The 23,798-nt window shown below is 74.0% G+C and carries 14 protein-coding genes; 2 read left to right on the top strand and 12 right to left on the bottom strand.

The genetic code is table 11. The features are described from left to right. The first annotated feature begins 232 nt into the window (after positions 1 to 232). Positions 233 to 1,318 (top strand): M20/M25/M40 family metallo-hydrolase, encoded by a 1,086-nt coding sequence (locus AB0N63_RS21130; RefSeq protein ID WP_365530533.1) that lies wholly within the window; start codon positions 233 to 235, stop codon positions 1,316 to 1,318. Positions 1,319 to 1,421: 103 nt separating this feature from the next. On the opposite strand, the gene AB0N63_RS21125 is transcribed toward AB0N63_RS21130, so the two are convergent. The 4 genes from AB0N63_RS21125 to AB0N63_RS21110 form a co-directional block, all read right to left on the bottom strand. After that, positions 1,422 to 2,267, bottom strand: a complete 846-nt coding sequence (locus AB0N63_RS21125) for an AfsR/SARP family transcriptional regulator (protein ID WP_365530532.1) — start codon at positions 2,265 to 2,267, stop codon at positions 1,422 to 1,424. 138 nt (positions 2,268 to 2,405) lie between these two features. Then, a complete protein-coding gene (locus tag AB0N63_RS21120) occupies positions 2,406 to 2,765 on the bottom strand; it encodes a cupin domain-containing protein (protein WP_365530531.1) in 360 nt (119 codons plus the stop codon). 76 nt (positions 2,766 to 2,841) lie between these two features. Continuing rightward, positions 2,842 to 4,290, bottom strand: coding sequence for an MFS transporter (locus AB0N63_RS21115; protein WP_365530530.1), 1,449 nt, complete (start codon positions 4,288 to 4,290; stop codon positions 2,842 to 2,844). A 66-nt stretch (positions 4,291 to 4,356) separates the two neighbouring features. Continuing rightward, positions 4,357 to 4,767, bottom strand: a complete 411-nt coding sequence (locus tag AB0N63_RS21110; protein ID WP_365530529.1) for a DUF3291 domain-containing protein — start codon at positions 4,765 to 4,767, stop codon at positions 4,357 to 4,359. Positions 4,768 to 4,899: 132 nt separating this feature from the next. Between AB0N63_RS21110 and AB0N63_RS21105 the strand changes: the two genes are divergently transcribed. Continuing rightward, positions 4,900 to 5,517, top strand: coding sequence for a MerR family transcriptional regulator (locus AB0N63_RS21105; RefSeq protein WP_365530528.1), 618 nt, complete (start codon positions 4,900 to 4,902; stop codon positions 5,515 to 5,517). Positions 5,518 to 5,545: 28 nt separating this feature from the next. Here the strand turns inward: AB0N63_RS21105 and AB0N63_RS21100 are convergent, their stop codons facing one another. The 8 genes from AB0N63_RS21100 to AB0N63_RS21065 form a co-directional block, all read right to left on the bottom strand. After that, positions 5,546 to 6,856: an FAD-dependent oxidoreductase gene (locus AB0N63_RS21100; protein ID WP_365530527.1), complete on the bottom strand. Its 1,311-nt coding sequence runs from the start codon at positions 6,854 to 6,856 to the stop codon at positions 5,546 to 5,548. A 31-nt stretch (positions 6,857 to 6,887) separates the two neighbouring features. Beyond that, positions 6,888 to 7,619 carry a 4'-phosphopantetheinyl transferase superfamily protein gene (locus AB0N63_RS21095; protein ID WP_365530526.1) on the bottom strand — a complete coding sequence of 244 codons (732 nt, stop codon included), beginning with the start codon at positions 7,617 to 7,619 and terminating at the stop codon, positions 6,888 to 6,890. Between the two features lie 250 nt (positions 7,620 to 7,869). Next, positions 7,870 to 9,666 carry an acyl-CoA dehydrogenase family protein gene (locus tag AB0N63_RS21090; RefSeq protein WP_365530525.1) on the bottom strand — a complete coding sequence of 599 codons (1,797 nt, stop codon included), beginning with the start codon at positions 9,664 to 9,666 and terminating at the stop codon, positions 7,870 to 7,872. Continuing rightward, positions 9,666 to 9,899, bottom strand: coding sequence for a hypothetical protein (locus tag AB0N63_RS21085; RefSeq protein ID WP_365530524.1), 234 nt, complete (start codon positions 9,897 to 9,899; stop codon positions 9,666 to 9,668). Before AB0N63_RS21085 ends, AB0N63_RS21090 begins: the two co-directional genes overlap by 1 nt. Beyond that, a complete protein-coding gene (locus AB0N63_RS21080) occupies positions 9,886 to 11,610 on the bottom strand; it encodes an acyl-CoA dehydrogenase family protein (RefSeq protein WP_365530523.1) in 1,725 nt (574 codons plus the stop codon). The genes AB0N63_RS21085 and AB0N63_RS21080 overlap by 14 nt, the downstream gene beginning before the upstream one ends. Further along, positions 11,607 to 13,241 carry a PfaD family polyunsaturated fatty acid/polyketide biosynthesis protein gene (locus AB0N63_RS21075; RefSeq protein ID WP_365530522.1) on the bottom strand — a complete coding sequence of 545 codons (1,635 nt, stop codon included), beginning with the start codon at positions 13,239 to 13,241 and terminating at the stop codon, positions 11,607 to 11,609. Before AB0N63_RS21075 ends, AB0N63_RS21080 begins: the two co-directional genes overlap by 4 nt. A gap of 22 nt (positions 13,242 to 13,263) precedes the next feature. After that, positions 13,264 to 20,787 (bottom strand): beta-ketoacyl synthase N-terminal-like domain-containing protein, encoded by a 7,524-nt coding sequence (locus tag AB0N63_RS21070; RefSeq protein WP_365530521.1) that lies wholly within the window; start codon positions 20,785 to 20,787, stop codon positions 13,264 to 13,266. Between the two features lie 100 nt (positions 20,788 to 20,887). Beyond that, on the bottom strand, positions 20,888 to 23,798 hold a 2,911-nt coding region (locus AB0N63_RS21065; RefSeq protein ID WP_365530520.1), incomplete at its 5' end, for an SDR family NAD(P)-dependent oxidoreductase.

Genomic DNA, 23,798 nt, shown 5'->3' with positions numbered 1-23,798 from the left:
ACCAGGAGGCGGGGCCTGGCGCCGTGCCTCGCCAGGCGGAGGAGGGCGGCATGGCGAAGCCATCGCAACCGACGACAACCGGCGAGGTGCGGCACCAGGCCCCGCGAGCCCGGCGTGGTCCGAACGAGAGGCCCTGACCCTCCCCGCCGGCCCTCCTCCCCGCTGTGACCGGCGGGGAGGCCCTTCCCTCGCGCTCTTCGCGCGGGACCCGAGCCCCACGCAAGGAGTTTCGATGAGCACACGTGCCGAGTCGCTGCTGCGACGCATGGTCGACATACCCTCGCCGTCGGGCGAGGAGGCGGAACTGGCCGCCTTCCTGGCCGCGGAGCTGCGGGACTGGGGCTTCGAGACACATGTGGACGAGGTCGGCAACGTCATCGCCGGGCGCGGCCCGGCCGACGGCCCGACGATCATGCTGATCGGCCACATGGACACCGTGCAGCCCCTGTTGGAGGTGCGTCAGGAGGGCAGCCTTCTGCACGGGCGGGGCACGGTGGACGCCAAGGGGCCGTTGGCCGCCATGATCTGCGCGGCCGCGACCGCCGAGGCCGGCCCGGTGCGCCTGGTGGTCGCGGGGGTGGTCGAGGAGGAGACCTTCGGACGGGGTGCGACACACCTCCTCGAGGGACACCGGCCCGACGCCGCCTTCGTCGGGGAGCCCAACGGGTGGTCCGGCGTCGGCATCGGCTACAAGGGGCGGGTCGTGGTGCGCTACGAGGTGCGCCGCCCCGCCGTGCACACGGCCAGCCCCGAGGAGAAGGCGAGCGAGGCGGCCGTCGCCTTCTGGAACGAGGTGGCCGGCTACTGCGCGGCGCACACCTCGGGAACCCGTGCCTTCGACCGGCCCATCCCGACGCTGACCGAGATGAGCGGCACCATCGAGGAGGCGCGGATGACCATCGCCTGCCGCACTCCCCCGGGCTTCGACCTGCCGGCGTTCGAACGCTTCCTGGCCGAGGCCGCCGGCGACGCCGTGCTGAGGATCGACGACCGGACCCCGGCCGTGCGCCTCGACACCCGCGGTGCGGTGGTGCGCGCCCTGTGCTCCGCGATCCGGGCCCAGGGCGCGCGTCCGACGCTGAAGCTCAAGACGGGCACGGCCGACCTCAACATCGTCGAGCCGCACTGGAACGTGCCCATGGCCGTCTACGGCCCGGGCGACTCCGGTCTCGACCACACCGACCGGGAGCACATCGACCTCACCGAGTTCGCCAAGGCCGTCGACGTGCTCCGCCGGGCGCTGGAGACGCTCGCCGCCGAGCTGGTGGAGGCACGGGAGGCGGCGGCGCCGGCCGGGGCGGCGGCCGGTGCGCGCTGACGCATGTCGCACGGGCGGCGGACCGCTCCGTCCGCCGCCCTGTGCCGCCCGCCGCGGTTGCCGCGTCCCCCGCTCCCCGGAAGCGCCACCTCCGGCCGACCGGTCAGGACACGCCCCGCAGGACGGGACTCCGGTACGCCCCCGGGGACGGGACGGCGTCGGCCGGCAGGACCGGGTCGCCCGCGATGATCCTCTGGTGCAGCTCCTGGAGGCGGGCGCAGGGGTCGAGGCCGACATGGCTGATGAGCGCGGCGCGGCCCGCGTGGTAGACCGCGAGGGCGTCGGCGCGGCGGTCGGACAGGTACAGCGCGGTCATCAGATGCCAGCGCAGCTGTTCGCGCAGCGGGTGCTCCTCCACCAAGAGGCTGAGTTCGCCGACGAGTTCGCGGTGGTGGCCGAGGGCGAGCTCCACGTCGAAGCACTCCTCCAGCAGGGTGAGCCGACGTTCCGCCCAGTAGGCCGCGACGGGTTCGAGCATCCGGCTGGCGAGTCCGGCCAGCGGCTCTCCCCGGAACAGCGCGAGAGCGGCCCGGTAGTCGTCGACCGCGCCCCTCGGATCGCCGGCCCGGGCCCGGAAGCGGCCGCGCTCCCTGAGCTGCTCGAAGAGCTGGGTGTCGACGGACCCGTCGGGCAGGCGCAGCAGGTAACCGCCTCGGACGGTCTCGATGAGGTCGGCCCGGGACCCGGCCTGGACGAGCGCCTTGCGCACGCGCCACACACACGTCTGTATCTGTTTGTCGGCGGTGACCGGCGGGGTGTCGCCCCACACCGCGTCGATGAGTCTGCCGACCGGCACGGCCTTGTTGACCTCGGTCAGCAGGACGGCCAGAACGGTGAGTTGACGGCTCTCGGGGAGGGAGACCTCCCGCTTCCCGAAACACACCCGCAACGGCCCCAGAACGCGGAAGAAGACCTCGTGGGCACTGTCGGACGACGATTCGACATACATGGGAATCCTCGGTTCGGGGTTGTCGGTGGCGGGACGGGGTGCCGTCCACGGCGTACCAGCTCCACGGACCTGTCTTGGTGCCTGCGTCCCGGCCGCGGCCCGTCGCGGCCGGGACGTCGATGCCGTTCGGACGCGGTGTCAGGCCTTCTCCGCGCCGTTCTCGGTCTTGAAGATCGACACGTACTTGAGAGGTGTCTCGGCGACGAAGTGGGTGTGCCGGGAGCCTGCGGCGGCGGCGAACACGTCGCCGGCGGTCATGGTGCGGCCCTGGTTGCTGAGGGTGCCCTCGATGACGTAGAGGAACTCGGGGTGGTCGTGCACGTGCGGGTCGGTGCGGTAGCCGGGCTCGGCCTCGACGATGGCGACGTGGTAGCCGTCCGCGCGTGCGGCGATCCTGGCCCGCGCCTTGCCCTGGGTGCCCCAGGGGATCCAGGGGAGCTGGTCGTCGCCGTCCACGCGGGCGATGTCCCAGCCTTCGAGTGAGGGTGAGGGTTCCATTGCGTTCTCCTGGCAGGGTGGCGCGGGTGCCCGCGGGGGATTCGGGCACCCGCGCCGGTCGAGGGGGGTGGGAACGTCAGGCGGTGGCCGCTGTGGCGCGGTCCTCGTCGGAGGCGGCCGCCGGCTCGGCCTCCGGGACGTCGTCGGGCCGCGGCCGGCGCGGGATGCCGAGAGCGCAGACCGCGCCGGCGAGCACGACGCCGACGCCCACCCATACGGCCGGGTGCATGCCGTCGACGAACTCCGCGGGCGAGGTGGTGCTGCCGTGGTTGGCGAAGACGGTGCTGAGCACGGCGATGCCGAGCGCGCCGCCCACCTCGCGGACGGTGGTGTTGGCGCCGGAGGCCTTGCCCGCGTGCTCCTGGCTGACCGAGCCGAGCACCACGGCGGCGGTGGGCGCGAAGACGAAGCCCATGCCGATGCCGGCGACGACCATCGGCGCGACCAGCGACCCGTAGGCGGTGTCGGTGTCGGCGACCAGGTTGATCCAGGCCAGGCCGATCCCCTGGAGGAAGAGGCCGAAGGCCATCAGCCGGCCGCCGCCGAGCTTGCTGGTCAGCACACCCGCGACAGGGGCGACGAACATCGGCATCAGCGTCCAGGCGAGGGTGCGCACGCCCGCCTCGAAGGGGGTGCGCGGCGGGGCGATCTGGAGGTACTGGGCGAGCAGGAAGAGCGAGCCGAAGACGCCGAAGTACATGCTGGCGGAGACGACGTTGGTGAGGGTGAAGGCGCGCACCCGGTAGAAGGACAGCGGCAGCATCGGCTGTGCGGCGCGGCGCTCCCAGAGCAGGAAGAGGACCAGCAGGACGGCTCCCGCGGCGAACGCGGCGAGCACGGAGCCGGAGGTCCAGCCGTCGTCGGAGGCGTGCACGATGCCCCAGACCACGGCGAACAGGGCGGCCGCGGCGAGCAGCATGCCCGGCAGGTCCAGGCCGACGCCCTCCAGCCGGCTCTCGCGCAGGACGAAGCGGATCAGCGGGACGGCCACGATGCCCACCGGCACATTGACCCAGAAGATCCACTTCCAGTCCAGGCCGTCCACCACGGCGCCGCCGACGACCGGTCCCATGGCCACGGCCAGGCCGCTGATGCCGGACCACAGGCCGAGGGCCAGGCCGCGCTTGTTGGCCGGGACGGCCTGCGAGAGCAGGGTCAGGGAGAGCGGCATCACGGCCGCTCCGCCGACGCCCTGGACGGCCCGGGCGGCGATCAGCTCGCCGCTGGTGGTGGCGAGGCCGCAGAAGACGGAGGCGACGGTGAACAGGGTGATGCCGAGGACGAAGACCCGGCGCCGGCCGAAGCGGTCACCGAGGGCGGCGGCGGTGAGCAGCAGGCAGGCGAAGCTGAGCACGTAGGCGTTGACGAACCACTGCAGGTCCTGGGTGGAGGCGTCGAGCTCTTCGGACAGGGTGTGCAGTGCGGTCGAGACGACCAGGTTGTCCAGCGCGACCATGAACATCGGGACGCTGGAGGCCACGATCGACAGCCACAGCGGCGCCGACCGGATATCGGGCTTGGGCATGGGGGGGTCTCCTCGGCGGTTCGCCAGGGGGCGAACGGGAACGGATGGGGGCGGTGGTGCGGGTGCTCAGGAACGGGCCTCGGCGGCCTGCTGCTCGGCGATGCGGCGCTTGGCGTCCGTCCAGGTGATCGGCAGCTCGCCGACCGGGACCTCCCAGAAGGTGAAGACCGACTGGCGCATGGTGGAGCGCAGGCCCTTCACGATCGTGTGGTGCGGCTCCGCCTTGGCGTAGGCGTAGAGCTGCTCCCGGGTCTCCCAGGCGGACAGGGTCCAGAAGGTGCGGCCCAGCGGGTCGGCGATCAGGGAGGCGCCGAGCGCGCCCGGCGCGGTGCGCACCTGCTTCCAGGCCGCGAGCGACCGGAGGAAGAATCTCGGTACGTCCTTGAGCGAACGCACCTCCAGTCGCGAGGCCATCACCAGCGCGGTGGTGACACCGGGCCCCGGCTTGTTCGGGGTGATCCAGCGGAGTGTGGGCATGACTGTGCCCTTCCTGGGAGGGGCCTTCCTGCGGAAGTCGCCTGCGGTCATAATGGATAGTGCCACTATGGATACTGCCGCTATCCACTATAGACAGTAGAGCTATCGAATGAACAGGAGGAGACGCAGCCGATGCGAATCTCCGAACTCAGCCGGAAGAGCGGCGTGTCCGTGACGACGATCAAGTTCTACATCCGGGAGGAGTTGCTGCCCCCGGGCCGGCACACCTCGCCCACCCAGGCCGAGTACGACGAGCACCACCTGCGCCGGCTCCGCCTGATCCGGGCGCTGATCGGGGTGCGCGGCCTGTCCGTGGAGGCCACCCGGCAGGTGCTGGGGGCCCTCTCGGAGGAGCAGTCCCACCCCCATCTCGTCCTCGGTCTGGCCCTCGGTGCGATCCGGCTGTCCGAGGAACCCCCCGAGGAGTCCGAGCTGCCGGCCGCGGTGGACGCGCTCATCAAGGAGCTGGGGTGGCAGGTCCACCAGGACGCGCCCGCCCGCGATCTGCTGGCCGAGACGCTGGCCAGCCTCCAGCAGTTCGGGGTGGCCCTGGACTGGCGTGTCCTGCTCCCCTACGCCCGGCTGGCCGAGGAGACCGCCCGGCTCGACCTCGACCAGCTGGAGGGGGTGACGGACCCGCTCGAACTGGCCGAGCGGGCCGTCGTCCTCACCACCCTGCTGGAGCCGGCCCTGATGGCGCTGCGCAGGCTCGCCCAGGAGCACGAGTCGGCGCAGCGCCACAAGGGGTGAGACGGCCGGGGCGCCGCGGCCGTCCGGCTCAGGCGTCCCGGCCGTCGAGCTCGGCCAGCAGCCGGCGGGCCGCCTCGGCGCCGGAGGAGAAGCCGGCCTCGTGGGAGCCGATCTGGTCCCAGCCGAGCTTGCGGGAGTGGAAGTAGGACCCGCAGAGCTTGACCCGGGTGCCCTCGTTGACGTCGTAGATGTCCTTCTGGAGTTCGCGGACCTGGTTGTCGATGATCGGGTGGGTGTAGGGGAAGCGGGCGATCACCGTCTCGGGGCGGATCTCGCGCGGGTAGTCGAGGGTGACGAAGTAGTCCTGCTCGGCGGTGAAGCCGTGCAGCTTGTTCATGTAGTACGCGACGTACGTGCGGGACGTGCCGTCCGCCGAGACCTTGCCGTAGTTCCACGCCTCCCAGCGGTCGCGGCCGGCGGGCATCACCGAGTCGTCGGTGTGCAGCACCACGTCGGAGGAGTTGTAGCGCACGGTGCCGAGGACGGTGCGCTGCCGCTCGGTGGGGTTGTCCAGCATGGCGAGGGCCTCGTCCGCATGGGCGCCGATGACGGCGTAGTCGAAGCGCTCGCTGCCGGCGGCGGTGGTCACGACGACCCCGTCCGCCTCCTGGCGCACGCCGGTGACCGGCTCGCCGGTGCGGATGTCGGGGCCGATGGCGGCGATCGCCTTGCGGACGTAGGAGATCGAGCCGCCGCCCACCGTGCGCCAGTCCACCCGGCGCCCGCCGAGGCCCCCCTCGTCGTGGCCCATGTAGAAGGCGATCACGGTGGAGGCGGGGATCTCCCAGATCAGCTCGGCGGGCACCGACCACACGGCGGAGCAGAGCAGGATGACGTAGGAGTGCCGGAACTCCTGGCTGTAGCCGCCGCGGTCCAGGTACTCGCCGAGCGGGATGTCGGTGCGGCGGCGCAGGAAGTCGCGGCGGCCCTCGGCGTGGAAGCGGCGGGCCTCGCGCCAGATCGTGAGGAACTCCGGGGAGTCGGCGTAGCGGGCCGTCACCTCCTCCTCGGCGAGGTCGAGTTCCTCGGTGCCGTACTCCAGGCCGGAGTCCAGGTCGAAGAAGTTGAAGCCGCCGAGGTGCTCCACCGCGTCCACGCCCAGCTCGTCGAAGAAGCCGTAGAGGTTGGGGTAGGCGGGGCGGTTGAAGACGACGAAGGCGGTGTCGATGCCGAGGACGCGGCCGTCGTCCTCGATCTCGACGGTGTTCGCGTGCCCGCCGAGCCGGTCCTCCCGCTCGAAGAGGGTGATCCGGGCGCGGTCGCGCAGGTGGTAGGCGGCGGAGATGCCGGAGACGCCCGCTCCGATGACGGCGACGCGGGGAGTGTGCTCGGGTGCCATGGTGGTCCTCACTTGTGAAACGGACGAGTGGTCAGGCGGCGGACGCCTCGCCGGGGTCGGCGAGGTCGGCCAGGTCGATGCGGTGCAGATGGGCCGGGCTGCCGTGCTCGGCGGCGACGGCGAGCACGTATCCCGGGGCGGGACGCAGCAGCCGGAACCACCAGGCGTCGGCCGGCCCGGACGGCCGGCGGGGGTCCCGCACGGCGATCGGCCCGGTGGGCGGGGTGGTGAAGGAGAAGCCGGACAGGTCCCGGGTGACCCCGGTGCCGAGCGCCTTGAGGTACGCCTCCTTGAGCACCCACAGTTCGCTGAACCGGTCGGCGCGGGCGGCGGGCGGCAGTGCGGCCAGTTCGGCGCGCTCGGCCTCCGCCAGGCGCGGCACGAGGTGGGTGAGCGCGTCCGGCGAGGCCGGGGCGCGCTCGACGTCCACCCCGCAGGTCCCCCGGGTGACCAGGCAGGCGATCAGCCCTTCGGTGTGCGAGAGATTGAACCGCAGCCCCTCGCAGGACGGTTCGGGCTCGGGCCGGCCCCAGGGGCCGGGCCGGAAGCGCCAGGTGTGCACCGGCCGCCCGCTGCGCGCGCTGAGCGCGTAGCGGGCCAGCGTCCTGGCGCCCAGGAAGCGGCGGCGCGCTCCCTGGCCGCGCAGGCGCCGCAGCCGGGCGCGTTCCTCCTCGGTGAGCAGCCGTGCCCCGCCGAACGCGCCGGCGAAGGTGTCCACCGCCCGCTCGGGCAGCAGCCAGAGGTCGGCCGGGTCGGGGTTCATCGCCGGCGCCCTCCGATCGCCCGCGGGCGGCGGACGGCTCGCCCGGCCCCGCACAAGGCCGGGCGAGCCGGCGTCCGCCGGTGGTACGGGCCGCGGGTGCACACCCGAAGCGGCCCGTCGAGGTGCCCGCGCCGGACGCCCGGGCCGCACCCCGGGGAATGCGTCCGGGGCGCGGGCCCGGCGGCGCTGCGGGCGAGGGCCTGCGGTTCGCGGCTCACGCCGGTGTCCTCCTCCGGGTCGGTGGCGCGGGTCAGGAGCGGACCGCGTCCTGGTCCAGGACGCGCTCGGCGAGCGGGAACTGCCAGTGCGAGAACAGCCGCTCCTCGTGGTGGAAGTGGCGCAGCACCCGCATCACCTCGTCCACCACGGCCTGGTCGGTGACGGCCTCGTGGGGCCGCAGGTGCCGGCGCAGTCGCTCCAGCTGGAGCAGCAGCACGGCCGCGCTGGGCAGCGGCTCCTCCAGGGCCTCGTGGGAGTGGACGAAGGTGAGCACGCACGCGGCGGCGGCGTGCACCAGGCAGTACTCCTTGGCCAGGTCGAACAGTTCGGCGGACTGGCCGTAGGCCCGGCCGAGTTCGGCGCGCAGCTTCTCGCAGCGCTCGGCGAGCGGGGCGGCGGTGCCGATCAGCTCCTCGGCGGTGTCGGCGGCCCGCACCAGCCAGTCGCGCTGGTCGTCCTCCTTGGCGTCGTGGGCGAGTGCGCGCAGCCGGGCGATGCCGTCCGGCGCGGCCAGCACGGTGTCGTCGCGGCCGCGGCTGAACAGCTCCTGCCGCCAGGGCTCGTAGGGCGGCATGGACCGCTCGATGCCGTACAGCACGGCGGCGTTCTCCACCGCCTCGGCGCGCAGCTTCTCGTCGGCGCTCTGCGCGGTGGCGAGCAGGGGCTGCAGCTGGTGGCCGAGGTTGCGCAGGTTGACGACGGTGTTGCCGTCGGCGAAGTTGGCCACCAGCAGGTCGCGGAGCATCTTCTGGAAGACGCCGTAGTGCGGGTGGGCGCGCAGGAAGAAGCGGGCGCCGAGCACCACGGCCAGCTGGGACATGGTGCGCTCCAGCAGGGTGGGCACGAAGTACTTCACCACCGAGGAGGAGACGCTGACCTGCTGCGGCGTCACCTGGAGGCCGCGCACCGCGCCGAGGCTGACCGCGTCGGCCACCAGCAGGTCGGCGAAGACCTCGGTGAGCTGGCGGCGGCTGTAGGGGATGTCGCTGACGGCCTGGCCGAGGATGATCCGGCCCTCGGTGAAGTCGAGGGTGAGCCGCAGGCCGGTGTCCACCGCGGACAGCGCGATGGAGCTGATCTGCGCCCGGGCGGTCTGGGTGGCCTTCAGGGCGGTCTCCAGGCCCTGGCCCTCGATGCCGAGCCGGGCCTCCTCGGGTACGAAGACGCCCTCCACGCGCAGGCCGCTGATGTCCATGGCGCGCAGGCCGTGCAGCCGCTCGCCGGGCAGTTCCTGGACGCTGCCGACCGGGGCGGTGCGCTTGTCCAGAACGAAGACCGAGAAGCCGCCGGTGCCGCCGCGCTCGCTGGTGCGGGCGAAGACCACCATGCCGTCCGACCAGGTGGCGTTGCCGATCAGCCACTTCTCGCCGGTGAGCAGGTAGCCGCCGTCCACCTTGGTGGCGGTCATGGCGTTGGCCAGCAGGTCGCTGCCGTAGGCGCGCTCGGACAGGCCCCAGGAGAGCCGGTGGCCGTGCTTGACGGCCTCGACGATGCGGCGCTTCTGCTCGTCGGTGCCGGCGATCCACACCGGCATGAAGGCCAGGTTGGTGATGATCAGCGCGGTGGCGGTGGCCGGGTCGCGCCGGGCGACCAGCCGGACCAGGTTGAACTCGGCCTCCACGTCGCCCGCGCGGCCGCCCTGCTCGCCGGGCAGCGCGTACTCGGGCACGCCCCAGCCGCGCAGCATCTGGACGAACTCGTACGGGTAGGACTCCCGCTCGTCCAGCTCCATGATCCGGGTGTAGGGCATCCGGGCGGCCCCGTCGTGCGGGCAGCCGAGGAACTCCTCCAGCCGGACGGCCAGTTCGGTCAGATCGGACTTGGGCATCAGCGGCCTCCTGGAGCGTCGCCGAGGCGGACGGGGGTGGCGGACGGTTCGAGGGACAGCGCGGACTCCGGCATGCCCCAGCCGCGCAGGACCCGCACGAGGTCGTAGGCGGGGGTCTCCCGCCCGTCCGTCCCGGTGACGCGGGCGTACGGCGCCGGACCGGCGGGCTCGGGCGGGCAGCCGAGGAACTCCTCGAACCGGGCGACCAGGGCGGTCAGGTCAGGCTTGCGCATCAGCGGCCTCCGGGAGCGTCGCGGCGAGGCGGACGGGGGTGGCGGTGAAGAGCGACTGCTGCTCGGACAGCGCGGTGAGGACGTCGAGGGCGGGCAGCAGGTGCGGCCCGTACCGGCGCGGGTCGGCGCCCTCTGCGCGGGCCAGCAGATAGGCGAGGGCGGCGCGCAGCCAGCCGGTGGAGCCGGCCTCGGCGCCGTACAGCGGGCGGTCGCGGTTGGCCCACCACAGGTGGACGCAGGCGGCGCCGCCGTGCAGCCAGGCGTAGCGCTCGGCGAGGTCGGCGAGGGCGTTGGGGTCGGCGCCGGGGCGCCGGGCCGCCTCGGCCTGCGGCAGCAGTGCGGTGACGGCCTCGGCGAGGCGGGCGAGCAGGCCCGCGGTGTCCTCGTCCAGGGCCGTGCGGGCGGCCTCGCTCACGGCGGGCAGGCCGCCGAGGACCGGGTCCACGCCGCGGGCGATGAGGTCGAGGCGGGCGGGTTCGTAGGGCGGCAGCTCGGCGTCCAGGGCGAAGATCCGGCGCACCGTCCCGGGGTCGGGGGTGTCGGTGGTGGCGAGCAGGGTGGGCAGCTGGCCGCTGTAGGAGCGCAGGTTGGCGTAGGGGCTGGCGTCGATGACGCGGACGACGGCCGAGTCGCGCTGCAACTTCTGGAACACGCCGTCCCCGGGGGTCTTCTCGCGCAGCACCGAGCGGGTGGCCAGGACGGTGCCGCAGTGCCGCAGCAGGTCCTCGGTGGCCTCGGCGACCAGGTGCTTGACGGCCGGGCCCCAGACGCTGAACGCCTCCGGCGCCACGTGCACGCCGCGGGCGGCGGCCAGCGCCACCGCGTCCGCCGCCAGCAGCGCGGCGGACGCGGTCGCCAGCTCGCGGGCCGCGTACGGCGTCGCGGCCAGCGTCGTACGGCCGAAGCGGCGCTCGGCGGCGAAGCCGAGGGCGAGCCGCAGGGCGGTGTCGGCGATGCCGAGCGAACCCGCCACGCTCATCAGCCGGACCGCCTGCTGCGCCCGGATGGCGACCTCCAGGCCCTCGCCCTCCTTGCCGACCTGCGCGTCCCACGGCACCGGGAGGGCGTCGAAGCGGAGGGTGGCCAGGTCGATGCCGCGCATGCCAATGATCGGCGGGGCGGGCAGCCGGACCAGGTCGTCCTCGTCGAGGGAACCGTCGGTCAGGTCCAGCAGGAAGGAGGTGAAGGCGCCGGGCCCGCGGGGGCCGGTGCGGGCGACGACGTAGACGGCCTGGGCCCGCAGGCCGTTGCCGACCAGCCACTTCTCGCCGTGCAGCAGGCCCGCCCCGTCGAGCCGCACCTGTCCGGCGAGCAGATCGCTGCCGTGGTCCGCCTCGGTGAGGGCGAAGGCGACGGCGCCGCCGTCCCGCAGGATGCGCGCCACCCGCTCCTGCTGCGCGGTGGTGCCGTGCAGTTGCAGACAGGTGGCGGCGATGATGCTGAACATGGTGCCGGGCATGATCCGGACGTCCCGGCGGGCCGCCGCCCGGACCAGGGTGAGGCTGCGGTCGAAGGACTCGAAGGCCCCGCCCCACTGCTGCGGCAGGTAGTTGAGGTGGAAACCGGTCTCCCGCAGCACCTCGTACAGGTGTTCCGGCGCGTCGTTCGCCTCGTCATGGGCCACGGCGGCGGCGTAGCCGGAAGGGTTGGCGGGGTCGGCGGGGTCGCCGAGCAGTTCCTCCAGCTTCTCGGGGGTCAGTGCGGCGCTCATCGGGCGCCCGCCGTGGGTGCGGCGTCGGTGGGGGTCTCCAGCGGGACGGGCCGGTAGTCGGCGGCGCCGGCCGGGATGTGCACGCCGGCCAGGCGCAGTTGCGCCAGCCGGGTGTGGAAGGCGGCGCCGCGCATCAGGTGGTGGGCGACGTCCGCGACCCGTCGGTTGCTGGGGTTCTTCAGATAGCTGCCGGTGGCCCAGTCGTTGAAGGAGCCCATGGCCGGCCCGCACCAGATCTGGTAGTCCTGCGCACGGTCGTCCTGGCCGGTCACCGCCCAGCGCGAGGCCATGCCGAGGTACCAGCGGAAGACCAGGGCCATCCGGCGCTTGGGGCTGCCCTCGGCGCGGGTGAGCTGTTCGGGGTCGCGACGCTGGAAGTAGGCGACGCAGTCCTGCCAGACCTCCTCCAGGGGGCGGCGGAAGATCTGCTGCTCAAGCCGGGCGCGCTCCTCCGCCGGCAGCGCCTCAAGGCCGTCGTGGGCCTGGTAGAGCTGGTAGAGGCGGCGGGCGCGCATCGGGAAGAGGGTGCCCTTCTTGAGCACCTGGAGGTCGACGCCCATCTCGAACATGTCGGCGGCCGGGGCCATCTCGCAGTCGGCGATGCCGGCCTCGGCGAGCATCGCCTTGGCGACGGGCGAGGCGCCCGACTCCAGACAGGACTGGTTGACCGAGCCGGTCACCACGTAGGCCGCGCCCATCGAGAAGGCCGCGGCGACCGCGACCGGGGTGCCGAGGCCGCCGGCCGCGCCGACCCGGACCGGCACCGGATAGCGGTGCTCGCGCTGCACGTGGTCGCGCAGCCGCAGGATGGTCGGAAGCAGCGCGGGCAGCGGGCGGCGGTCGGTGTGGCCGCCCGAGTCGGCCTCCACCGTGATGTCGTCGGCCAGCGGTACGTGGTGGGCGAGGGACGCCTGCTCGGCGGTGATCAGGCCCTGCTCCAGCAGGGCGCTGACGGTGGCGGAGGGAGCCGGCCGCATGAAGCGCTCGGCGGTCTCCGGACGGGAGATCTTGGCGATCAGCCGGTTGTCGGAGACGATCCGCCCGTCCGCGTCGCGGCGCAGCCCGGCCAGGCGGTAGCGCACCACGTGCGGGGTGAGGCCCATGTAGGCCGACGCCTCTACGCAGCGCACGCCGTGCCGCAGGAACAGCTCCACGGCCTCGCGTTCCAGCCGGTCCTCGCTGGGGCTGTGGATCAGGTTGACGGCGTACGGCAGGCCGGGGATCTCGGCGGCGAACCGCAGCAGCGCCTTCTCGATGGTCTCGGGCAGCAGTCCGGCGGCGCCGAAGGATGCCAGGAAGCCCTCCCGGGCCAGGGCGATCACCATGTCGGCGGAGGCGATGCCGCCCGCCATGGCGCCGGCCATGTAGGGCTGGCGCACGCCGTGGGCGGCGGTGAAGGCGGCAGAGCCGAGCCGGTGGGGCGGCAGCGGGGCGGCGGCGGCCAGCAGTTGCGGGCCCTGGCCGGCGGGGGCGGCGGTGCCGCCGGAGACGGCGCCGGGCCCCTGCGGGGTGGCGACGATGAAGCAGGGGGCGTCCAGGTCGGCGAGGACCTGGTACACGCCGGCCGGGTCCGTGCTGGGGTAGCCGTCGCCGTACCAGCGCAGCGGGGTCTGGGGGTGCGTGGTGGACATGGGAAGCGCAGCTCCTCGGCTGTCAGGCGTGGTCGGGGGCGGAGCGGACCTCGATGGCCGCGTCGGTCAGCTCGTAGATGCGCAGACCCGGCTTCCAGAGGTCGGCGTCGGCGATCAGCAGCAGCCGGTCCGCTTCGCGCCGCACCTCCTTGATGTGCACGTCGAAGCGGAGTTCGCCGTCGCCGCGCAGGATCTGGCCGCGGTACTTCCAGCTCATCTCCACGTCGGTGGCCATCGCGAAGCGCGGGTTCTCGATGCCCTCGGCCAGGCCCTGTTCCAGCACGAACAGCCGCATGGCCTGGAGCACGGCCTCCACGCCGAGCGAGCCGGGCATCACCGGGTCACGGTGGAAGTGGCAGTCGAAGTACCACTCGTCGTCGCGCACCTTGCGCAGGCCGTGCAGGTAGCCCGCGCCGTGCCGGCCGCCGTCGGTGACCAGGTCGACGTGGTCCACCAGGTGGAAGTGGCCGCCGGGCAGGTGCAGGTGCCCGCCTGCCGGGTCGGTGAACGCGGGGGCGTCGGCGGGCAGTTCGATACGGCGCACCCGGTCGGCGGCGATCTGCTCCTGCTCGATCCAGGGCGCGACGTAGCTGCCGTTGTCCAGGCCGACCTGGTTGGCGAGGGCGGCCTCGCTGAAGTAGCCGAACAGGGACTCGCCGGTGTAGAAGACCTCGCCGTCGGCGGAGAGTTCGTAGGAGAAGTTCTGCAGGACGGCGCCGGAGACCGCGCTGGTCATCAGCAGCTTGGAGTGGTGGCGGATGGTCTTGCCCCGCAGGTCGATGTCCTTGACCAGGGTGGCGCGGCCGTCCAGGTTGCGGATGGAGAACTGCTGCTGCGGGTCCTTGAGGGTGGCGCCGAGGTAGTAGCCGAGGAAGATGGCCGCCTGCAGCGAGGTCTCCATGTACACGCAGTTGGGCATGTGCGGGTAGGAGTTCTGCCGGTAGTACCAGGCGTCCTCGGGCGAGTCGTACTCGGTGACCATCTCGGAGCCGGGGCCCAGGTCGCCGCGGGTGCCCTTGAGGGACATCACGCGGTCCACGAACTGGAAGTCGCCGTTGGGGATGTAGGGCGCGCGGCTGCTGCGGTAGACCTCGAACTCCGGGCCCATCGCCATGTCCAGCAGGCCCTTGGCGGCGTGCGCCAGGTGCAGTTCGTTGATCATCGCCGGTTCGCCGCTGCGGTTGCGCCGGCCCAGGAAGGCGGGCACTCCCCCGGCCTCCGGGCGGTAGGGCGTGCCGTCCTTCTCACGGACCTGGAGGCCGAGGTTGCGCATCTTGATGACCGGCTTGTCGCCCAGGTAGACCAGGATGTCCGCCATCACGGTCGGCCGCGGCAGCAGCGTGATCTCCATGATCTCGACCTCGTAGCGGATCTCCGAGTGCTCCGGGGTCACCTGGCCGCGCACCTGGACGTCGATCCGCTCGTCGGTGACGGTCTGGAAGCGGGCGTCCGGCAGGGTGAGGTGCATGCCGAGGTACAGCAGGTAGGTCTGGAGCAGCTGCACCGCGCCCTCGGCGACCAGGGAGCCGGCCAGCACCGGGTCGTCGGGAAAGTGGCAGGTGAAGTACCAGGCGTCGGGCTCCAGGCGCTTGACGGCGGTGAGCTTGCCGAGGCCGCGCGGGCCGCCGAGGCGGTCCACCGTCACCTCGTCCACCATCCGCAGCATCGCGTCCGGCAGCCGCAGCCCCGGGTTGAGGCCCTCGTCCTGGGCGTGCTCGGGTCCGAACACCTCCCCGTACCGGCCCTGCGCGAGCAGTTCCAGGTCGGCGCCGGTGAGCAGCGTCTTGTCCGTACGGGCGAGCGGCTTGAAGTAGCCCTGGGTGAGGGCAGCGCGCTCGGCGCGCTCCCGGTCGGTGATGACCACGCCGAGCGGGGTGGCCAGCTCCTCCTTGCTGAAGAACCCGGCGCAGGCGTCGCGCAGTTCGAGGATCAGCTCGCCGTCGGCGTAGCAGTTGTAGCTGAAGAAGAAGAGCGTGGTGTCGCCGTTGTGCACGAACCGGTCGATGGAGATGTCGTAGCGCAGCGTCTGGCCGGCCCGGGGCAGTCCGCCGCGGAAGATGAGGGAGCTGTCCAGCAGGCGGTAGACCCGCTCGCCCTTGTTGCGGAAGTCGATGCCGAGGTAGCTGACCAGCAGCAGGTCGCACTGGCCGGCCTCGACGGTGACGGCGGGCGGAGCGCCCTCGTCCACCAGGTACCAGGCGTCCTTCGGGATGTCGTACTCGGTGGTGATGGTGGCGGGGCCGAACGTGCCGGTCGTCGCGTCCAGCTTCGTCACCCGGGTGACGAAGTGGTACGGCGGTGCGGGCAGGCGCACCCGCTTGGCGTAGGAGTCGATGGGCGCGAACTGCTCGCCGAACACCTTGGCCACGGAGCCGGTGGCGAACTCCAGCAGGGCGTCCTGGTCCCAGATCACCCCTTCCAGCGGGGCGTTGCCCGACGTGCCGGGTCCCTCGGGCGCGGCGGGCGCGGCCGGGGTGGGCGCGGCGGCCGGGGCGGCCTGGGCCGGCGCGGCGGGCGGGAGGGCCGGGGCGGGTCCGGCGGCCGTGGCCGCGGGGGGCCGCGGTGCGGACCCGCCGTGCGGCGGGAGGGCCGGAGCGGCGGTGCTCCGCGCGGGGGCCCGGCCGCCGTCGAGCAGCGCCTCGGCGCGGTTGAGGGTGGCGTTCTGCAGGACGCGCTGGGTCTCCATCACCACGGAGTGGGTGGCGACCATCTGGCGGCGCAGCTCGCGGACCAGGTCGGCGGCGAGCGCGCCGGTACCGGCCGGGTCGGCGGGCGCGGCGGCGCCGTTCGGGAGCGCCGGCGCGGCGGCGCCGTTCGCGGGGGCGGCCGGGCCGGACGCCGCGGCGGGCTGGTCGGTCGGAGCGGGGGCCGCGGGGGCGGGCTGTGCCGGGCTCGCCGGCGCCCACGGCAGGAAGGCGATCGGGTCGCCGTCGAAGACGATGGCCTCGGGGTCCGCGACGGTCGGGTCGGCGGGCATGAGATCGGGTTCCTCCGGTGCGGTGGACGGGACGGGGGCGGAGGCAGGGGGCGGCGCGGAAGCGGCGGCGGGCGCGGCGGGCGGCTCGGCCCCGGTGAGGGGTCCGGGCGCGGCGGCGGTCTCGGACCGGGCGAGGGCCTCGGCCGCGGTCCGCGGCTCCGGGGCGGTGCGCGGGGCTGCGACGGAGCTGGCGACCGGCCGGCGGTCGGTCACCGCGGCGGTCGCCGGGGTGGCGGTGCGCACTCCCTGGGCGATCCGCTCCGGGACCGGGTCGCCGCCGCCCACCCGGAACCGGGCGGTGCGCCGGGCCGGGACGGCTGCCGCGGCCTCCTGCGGTGAGCCGAGCAGCGCGGTGAGGTCCACCGGCAGGCCGTGCCCGACCAGCCGGGCGGCCAGCTGGGCGATCGACTTGGTGGCCGGCACGCCGCGCCGGTCCACGCAGGCCGCGACGTGCGGCTGCTCGCCGAGGGTGTCGCGCACCCAGCGCGAGCAGGTGGCGCCGGGGCCGACCTCGATGAAGTAGCGGTAGCCCCGCTCGTAGGCGGTGCGGACCAGGCGCGGGAAGTCGATCGGGGAGCGCAGGGTGTGCGCGATGCGCCGCGCGATGCGCTCCCGGTCCAGTCCGGGCAGCTCCTGGTAGTCGTAGGCGGACAACAGTTCCAGGCCGTCGAGCGAGCCGGTCGGGTAGTCGTTCAGCCCGGCCAGGCCGTCGAGTTCGGCGTCCACCACCGGGCAGTGCATCACCACGCTGACCGGTGAGCGGGCCGCCGGGCAGCCCAGTTCCTCGATCAGCGCGCGGCACTCGGTGGGATCGCCCGCGATGACCAGCTCGCCGGGCGTGTTGACATGGGTGAGGTACACCCGGTCGTAGCGCTCGATCGCGGCCTGCGCGGTCCGCTCGTCGGTGAGCAGGACGTGCGAGGCCCACAGGTCCTTGTCGGAGGTGTCGGCCGGGATGTCCCGCCACAGCTCGCGCACGGTGCGCCGGGCGCCGACGAGGCGGTCCCGGAAGATCGGCGTGTCGCTGATCAGGTCGTCGCGGCGGCCCTCGGCACTCCAGCCGCCGGTGGCGAAGAGCATGCTGGACTCGCCCAGGCTGTAGCCGAAGCCGCCGTGCGCGGTGACGCCCAGGACCCGGCGCACCAGGTGGGTGTAGAGGATGGCGAAGCTGGTGCCAGTGGCCAGCATGAACGGCACGTCGTCGCCGAGGGCGGACTCCAGCTCCATCAGCTCCCTGCGGCCCGGCGTCACACAGGTGCGCGGGTAGAGCAGGGCGGAGCGCAGCTGCCGGGCGGGCTCCTCGGCCTGTGCCTCGAAGTGCTCCAGCAGGCCCGGGAAGGCGCGGAACAGGTCCTGGCCGAGGCCCGGGTAGGAGTTGAACGCGCCGGGGTAGACCAGCGCGACCTTGCCCTCGGGGCCGATCGGGCGGGCGGTGAAGAAGGAGCCCGCCGGGGTGGCCCACTCGCCGCCGGCGGCGTGCGCGCCGGGGATGTCCCGGGCGGCCAGCTCCAGTTGCCGGCCCAGCTCGGCCGGGTCCCGGCCGACGAGGACCGCGCGCAGCGGCGCGCCGGGCAGTTCCCGGGCGGCCGCGCGGGCCAGCACCCACGGGTCGGCGCCGTCGTCCAGCAGGCCGCGGTGGCGTTCGACGGAGGCCAGCAGCCCGTCCAGGTCCGGGGCGGAGAGGGCCAGCAGGACCGGGCCGCGGGCCCGCTGCCAGTCCCCGTCCACCACGCGCCCGCGGGTGCCGTCGGCGGACAGCACCAGATGGGCGCAGCCGCCCTGCGCGCCCACCATGCTGACGGCGGCGTACCGCCGCGCCCGCCGCGAGTCGCGCAGCCAGGGCCGCGACTTGTCCGGCACGTACAGCGCGGAGTCGGCGAAGCCGGCCGTGAACTCGGGGGCGGGCCGCTGCCATCCGGTGGTGCCGGGCAGGTAGCCGCCGTGCAGGCAGAGCACGGTGCGGATCAGCCCGGCCATCCCGGAGGCGCAGCCGGCGTCCCCCAGCTGCGCCTTGGCGCTGCCGAGCGCGACGACCCGGGTGGGGTCGGCGGGGCCGTCCTCGGCCGGGGCCGCGGTGTCCGCGCGGTACACACGGGCCAGGGCGGTGAGTTCGGCCCGGTCCTCGTCGGCGGTGCCCGCCGCGTGGGCCTCGACGTAGCCGACCTCGGCGGCGGAGATCCCCGCGGCGGTCAGGGCGGCCTCGGCGGTGGCGGCCAGCGTGTCGGCGTCCGTCCGGGGCGCCGCACCGTCGTGGGCCTGGGCCGCGCCGACGGCCAGGGCGTCCAGCCGGGCGTAGACCCGGCGGCCGGCCGCCTCCCCGCTGCGGGTGACGACGACCGCGCCGGCGCCCTCGCCGATCCGCACCCCGCGGGCGCCCTCGGCGAAGGTGAGGCCCGCCTCGGAGACCGCGTCGGGGTGCAGCAGCAGGTGCTCCGCGGAGCCGGTGAGGTCGACGGCGCCGATCAGCACCGCCTCGATCCCCGGGTCCATCAGCAGCAGCCGGGCGGCCTCCAGCGCCTCCGCCGTCCCCGAGCCCTCCGCCGAGACGGTGAAGGAGGGGCCGGTGAGGTTCCACAGCGAGGAGATGCGGCTGGCCATCACGTTGCCGATGTAACTGAGCACCTCGTTGGCCACGATCGGGGGCACCACCGCGTCCCGGCCGACCGCCGCGATCGCGGCGAGCTGCTCCTCGGTCAGCTCCACTCCGGCGGCCTCGAACTGCTCGCGCAGGAAGCCCGACAGCGTGTACCGGGTGAGCCGGGCGTGCGTGTACGGCTCCAGCTCCATCGCCACCACCACCGCGATCCGCCGCGGCTCGGGCGCGCTCGCGCCCTTGGGGACGGCCCGGCTGTAGCCGGCGTCGCGCAGCGCCTCGTCGGCGACCTTGGTGGCCAGCGCGTGCTGGAGGTTGTAGGTGCGCAGGTCGGCGGGCGGGATCTTGTGGTCGACGGGATCGATGTCGACGCCGTCGACGTAGGCGCCGTGCGGCGCGGAGTCGCCCGCGAGACCGGCCCGGTCCAGGGTGCCGCCGTGGGTCTGCTCCAGACCGCGCCAGCGCCGCTCGGGCAGCGGGCCGAACGCGTCGGCGCCCGAGTGGACGGCCTGTTCCAGGGCGTCCACGCCGTCGAGCGGGCCGAAGTGCGCGCCCAGGCCGACGATGTCCAGCGCGGGCGGCTCGGCGGAGGTCTCCTCGAGGGGTTCCCACAGTTCCGCGGCCTCGGGCGCGGAGAGCACGACGTGCGCGTTGGTGCCGCCGAAGCCGAAGGCGGAGACGGCCGCCCGCAGCGGCCCCACTCCCTCCGGCCACGGCCGGCCCTCGCGGACCAGCACCTCCTCCCCCACGCGTCCGTCGGACGAGCGCACCGGCTGTCCTACGCCGATGGTGGGCGGGATGTGGCCGTCGTCCATGGCCAGGATGACCTTGAGCATGCTGCTCAGTCCGGCGACGGTGAGCAGGTGCCCGATGTTGCCCTTGACCGAGCCGATCAGCGGCACCTTGCCGTGCCGGCCGAAGAAGTCGGCCACGGACTCCGCCTCGGTGGCGTCGCCCAGCGGGGTGCCGGTGGCGTGGCACTCCAGGTAGTCGATGGTGGCCGGATCCACGCCGGCCTCGGCGTAGGCGAGTTCGTAGGAGGTCAGCTGGCCGCCGCCCTGCGGGACGAGCAGATGGCGTCCGCTGCCGTCGTTGCTCAGGCCGATGCCGTCGATGACGGCGTGGATGCGGTCGCCGTCGCGCAGGGCGTCGGCGAGCCGCTTCACGGCGACCATTCCGGCACCCTGGCCGGTGAGGATGCCCTCGGACCGGTTGTCGAAGGGCTGGCTGAAGCCGCTCTCCGGGTAGGCGTGCAGATCGCTGAAGGAGAGGTGGATGAGGGTGGGGTCGGGAGCGCAGACGCCGCCGGCCAGCACCAGGTCCACCTGTCCGGCGGCCAGGTGGGCGCAGGCCAGCTTGAGCGCGTAGAGCGCGGAGGAGCAGGCCGCGTCCAGGGCGTAGCGCGGGCCGCCGAGGCCGAGCGCGGCGGCGGTGACGGCCGCCGGGGAGCCGCTGACCCGCAGGTTCTCGCCGCGCAGCAGCTCTGCGTCGACCAGCGGGACGCCCTCGGGGAGTGCGGCCAGCTCGGGCAGCCCGGCCCGGCGCAGTCCCTCCAGCACCGCCTCGCGGGCCAGCGGAACGCTGATCCGGGCCGAGGTGGGGGTGGGGAAGGAGTAGTTGCCGAGGATGAGCGCCGTGCGCTCGAGGGTCTCGGGCCGGGCCTCGTAGCCGCTGTCGCGCAGCGCCTCGCGGGCGGTGTACAGCGACCAGTGGAAGATCCGGTCGAGGGGGGCGAGCTGCTCGGCGTCGAGGCGGTAGCCGGTGGGGTCGAACTCGAAGTCGGTGATGAAGCCGCCACGGCGGCAGTAGATGCGGTGCTGCGGGTCGAGGTCGGCGTCCTGGGGCGTTGCGCCGAAGATCTCGTCTCCGCCCTCCCGGCGGGCGTCCGCCCCGCTGCGCAGGTTCTCCCAGAACTCGGCGGGGGTGCGGGCGCCCGGGAAGAGACAGGACAGGCCGACGATGGCGTACTTGCTCATCAGAGCGAGGTCCCTCCGTAGGTCGGTCGGCCCGGCCGGCGTGCGCGTAGGCGCCGGCCGGGCCGACCGGTCAGGTCGTCAGTCGGATACGGACGGGCGGTCAGCCGCTGACGAACTTGGCCGTGAGCTGGGGCGCGGAGATGACGGACACGTCGTGCAGGCGCGTGAGCACCCGTCCGTCGGGGGCACAGGCCGTGACGGTGAGCCGGGCCTCGGCGCCCGCACCGGCGGTGCCGGGCTCCACCAGGACGACGAAGGGCTCGCCGTCGGGCAGCGGGTGGTGCAGCTCGGCGTGGCCGACGGCCAGCGGGAGTCCGGCGGTGCCCCGGAAGAGCCGCACCCACACCAGGGCGGCCTGCAGCAGCAGGTCGGCGGTGCCGGGGGCGTAGTGCGCGCCGGCGAAGGCGCCGCCCTCGGTGCGGTGCTCGGCGAGCGCGCACTCCAGGACGAGCCGGGACTCCTCCTCGGCGAGCACCCGCCGCACGCCGCGCAGCGCGGGGCCGTGGAAGAGGGTGCCGTCGGTGTAGAGGCCGTCGGCGGGCCGGCCGCCGCCGAGGGCGGGCAGTCCGGCGACGGACGCCTGCGGCGCGGCCGGCGCGGCGTCCAGCACGGCGGCGTAGTGCGGGCGCACCGCGCCGTCCTGGTTCACCGAGCGGATGGCCGCCTGCACGGTGCCGGGGGCCTCGGGCAGCGGGGTGATGACGAGGCGGGCGTTCTCGGGCTGGGTGCCGTCGAAGACGATGCCCTTCTGCACGGAGAAGTCCCGTACCTGGCGGACCTCGCCGCCGGTGGCACGCTCCACCGCGCCGATCGCCCAGCCGAGGGCCGCGGCCGCCGGGAGCACCGGGGCGTCGCCGATGACGTGGTCGGCCACGAGCGGGTCGCGGTCCAGGCCGGCGATCCGCCGTTCGACGGTGACGGTGGCCGACGGGGCGGCCGGGACGCGCTCGGAGAGCGGGGTGGTCGGGCCGAGCACGGTCACCGCGTCGTCCGCGCGCTCGGCGGCGAACTGGTCGGCGAACATCTCGGCGCCGGTGTCCTGCGGGATGAGGACGATGCCGCGCTCCCGGAAGACGGCCTTGATCTCCGGCGACACCATGCCGCTGTCCCAGGCGCCCCAGTTGAGCGAGGTGACCCGGGCGGCGGGGTGGCGCCGCTTCCAGGAGGACGCCCAGGCGTTGAGCGTCTCGTTGGCCATGGCGTAGTCGGACTGGCCGCGGTTGCCGAAGAAGCCGGCGACCGAGGAGAAGAGCACCACGTGCCGCAGCGCGTCCGCGTCCAGGGCGGCCGTCACGGCGCGCAGGCCCGCCAGCTTGGGGGCGAAGACCCGCTCGATCTCGGAGGCCTTCTTCTGCGCGATCAGCTGGTCGGCGAGGACCCCGGCGCCGTGCACGAGGCCGGTGATCCGGCTCCGGTACGGGGCGAGGGCGGCGGCGGTGGCCTCCGGGTCGGTGATGTCCACCGCCAGGTACTCGGCCCGGCTGCCCGCGGCGCGCAGCGCCTCCAGGGTGGCCCGCACCTCGCGGCCGCCGACGACGGCCCGGTAGGCCTGTTCGACGCGCTTCGGGGTGGGCTTCTCGCCGGCGCGCTTGAGGTCGGCGGCGGCCGCGGCCTTGAGCGCGGCGGCCTCCGTCACCCCGCGGGCCCACTCGGGCTCCTCCTCCAGCGGGGTCCGGCCCAGCAGGAGCAGGCCCGGCCGGTGTCGGCGCGCCAGCTCCGTCACGCAGGTCGCGGTGATGCCGCGCCCGCCTCCGGTGACGACCAGCAGGTCCTCGCTGCCCAGCGGCTGCGGCCGCGCGCCGGTGGGCTGCGCGGGCTGTTCGCCGAGGGTGAGGGTGACGCGGCGGGCGCCGTCGTGGCCGACCTGGACGGGGTCGGTGGCCGCGTCGTACACCTCGCCGAGGACCAGCGCGGCGGCGGCGTCGGAGGTGAGGCCGGGGGCCAGGTCCACGGCGCGGGCGAAGACCTCCGGGGCCTCCACGGCCAGCGTCTTGACCAGACCGGCGACACCGCCGAGAGGCGTCAGGTGCTCGTCGACGCCGCCGAGCCCGAAGGAGCCGTCCAGGCGGGTGACGGTGGTGTAGGCGGCGCGGCCGAAGGCGGCGGCGCCGTTCAGCGGCTCCACCAGGTGCTTGGCCACCAGCAGGGTGTGCGCGAGGCGCCGCACTCCCTCGGCCCAGTCCGCCGGGGCCTTGGTGCACAGGTCGAGGACCAGGCTGATGCGCTCGCCGAGGGCCTCCTCGATACGCGAGGCGAGTTCGGTGACCCCCCAGCCGCTGAGCGCGTGGTCCACCGCGTCGTCCACCCGCTGCGGCACGCCGGGCAGCCGCAGCACGTGCACCTTCCAGCCCTGCGTCTGGAGCCGGACGGCGATCTCCTGGGTCAGCTCACCGCCGTCGTCCACGAGCAGCGCGGCCGGGGAAGCGGGGTAGGCGTCCACCAGCTGGTCGGGCACCGGCAGTTCGGCGAGGACGGCCTGCGCCCTGCCGATCCGCCCGCGCTCCGCGGCGGCCTCCGGCTGGGACGCCGGGGCCGGCGGGGCGGCGGGGGCTGCCTGCGGGGCCGGGGCGTCCTGGCCGGCTATGAAGCCGACGATGTCCTGGAGGGTGCGGAGTTCGGCCAACTGCTCCGGGCTCGCCGGAGTACCGGCCGCGAACCGCTCGTGCAGCACACCCATGATCTCGACCCGCTTGATCGAGTCGATACCGAGATCGGCCTCGACATCCATCCCGAGGTCCAGCATCTCCGCCGGATAGCCCGTCTTCTGCGCCACCACGTCCAGCAGCGCGGACGTCACCGTGGCCGCGTCCGGACCGGCGGGAGCAGCCTGAACGGGAGCGGCAGGAGCGGCGACCGGCTCAGCGGCGGCGGCACCCGCCATGAAGGTCACGATGTCCTGGAGCGTACGCAGCTCCGCCAACTGCTCCGGGCTCGCCGGAGTACCGGCCGCGAACCGCTCGTGCAGCACACCCATGATCTCGACCCGCTTGATCGAGTCGATACCGAGATCG

It is taken from the genome of Streptomyces sp. NPDC093260 (assembly GCF_040683715.1).
GTDB lineage: Bacteria > Actinomycetota > Actinomycetes > Streptomycetales > Streptomycetaceae > Streptomyces > Streptomyces sennicomposti.
This window is presented reverse-complemented; position numbering and strand designations above follow the sequence as displayed.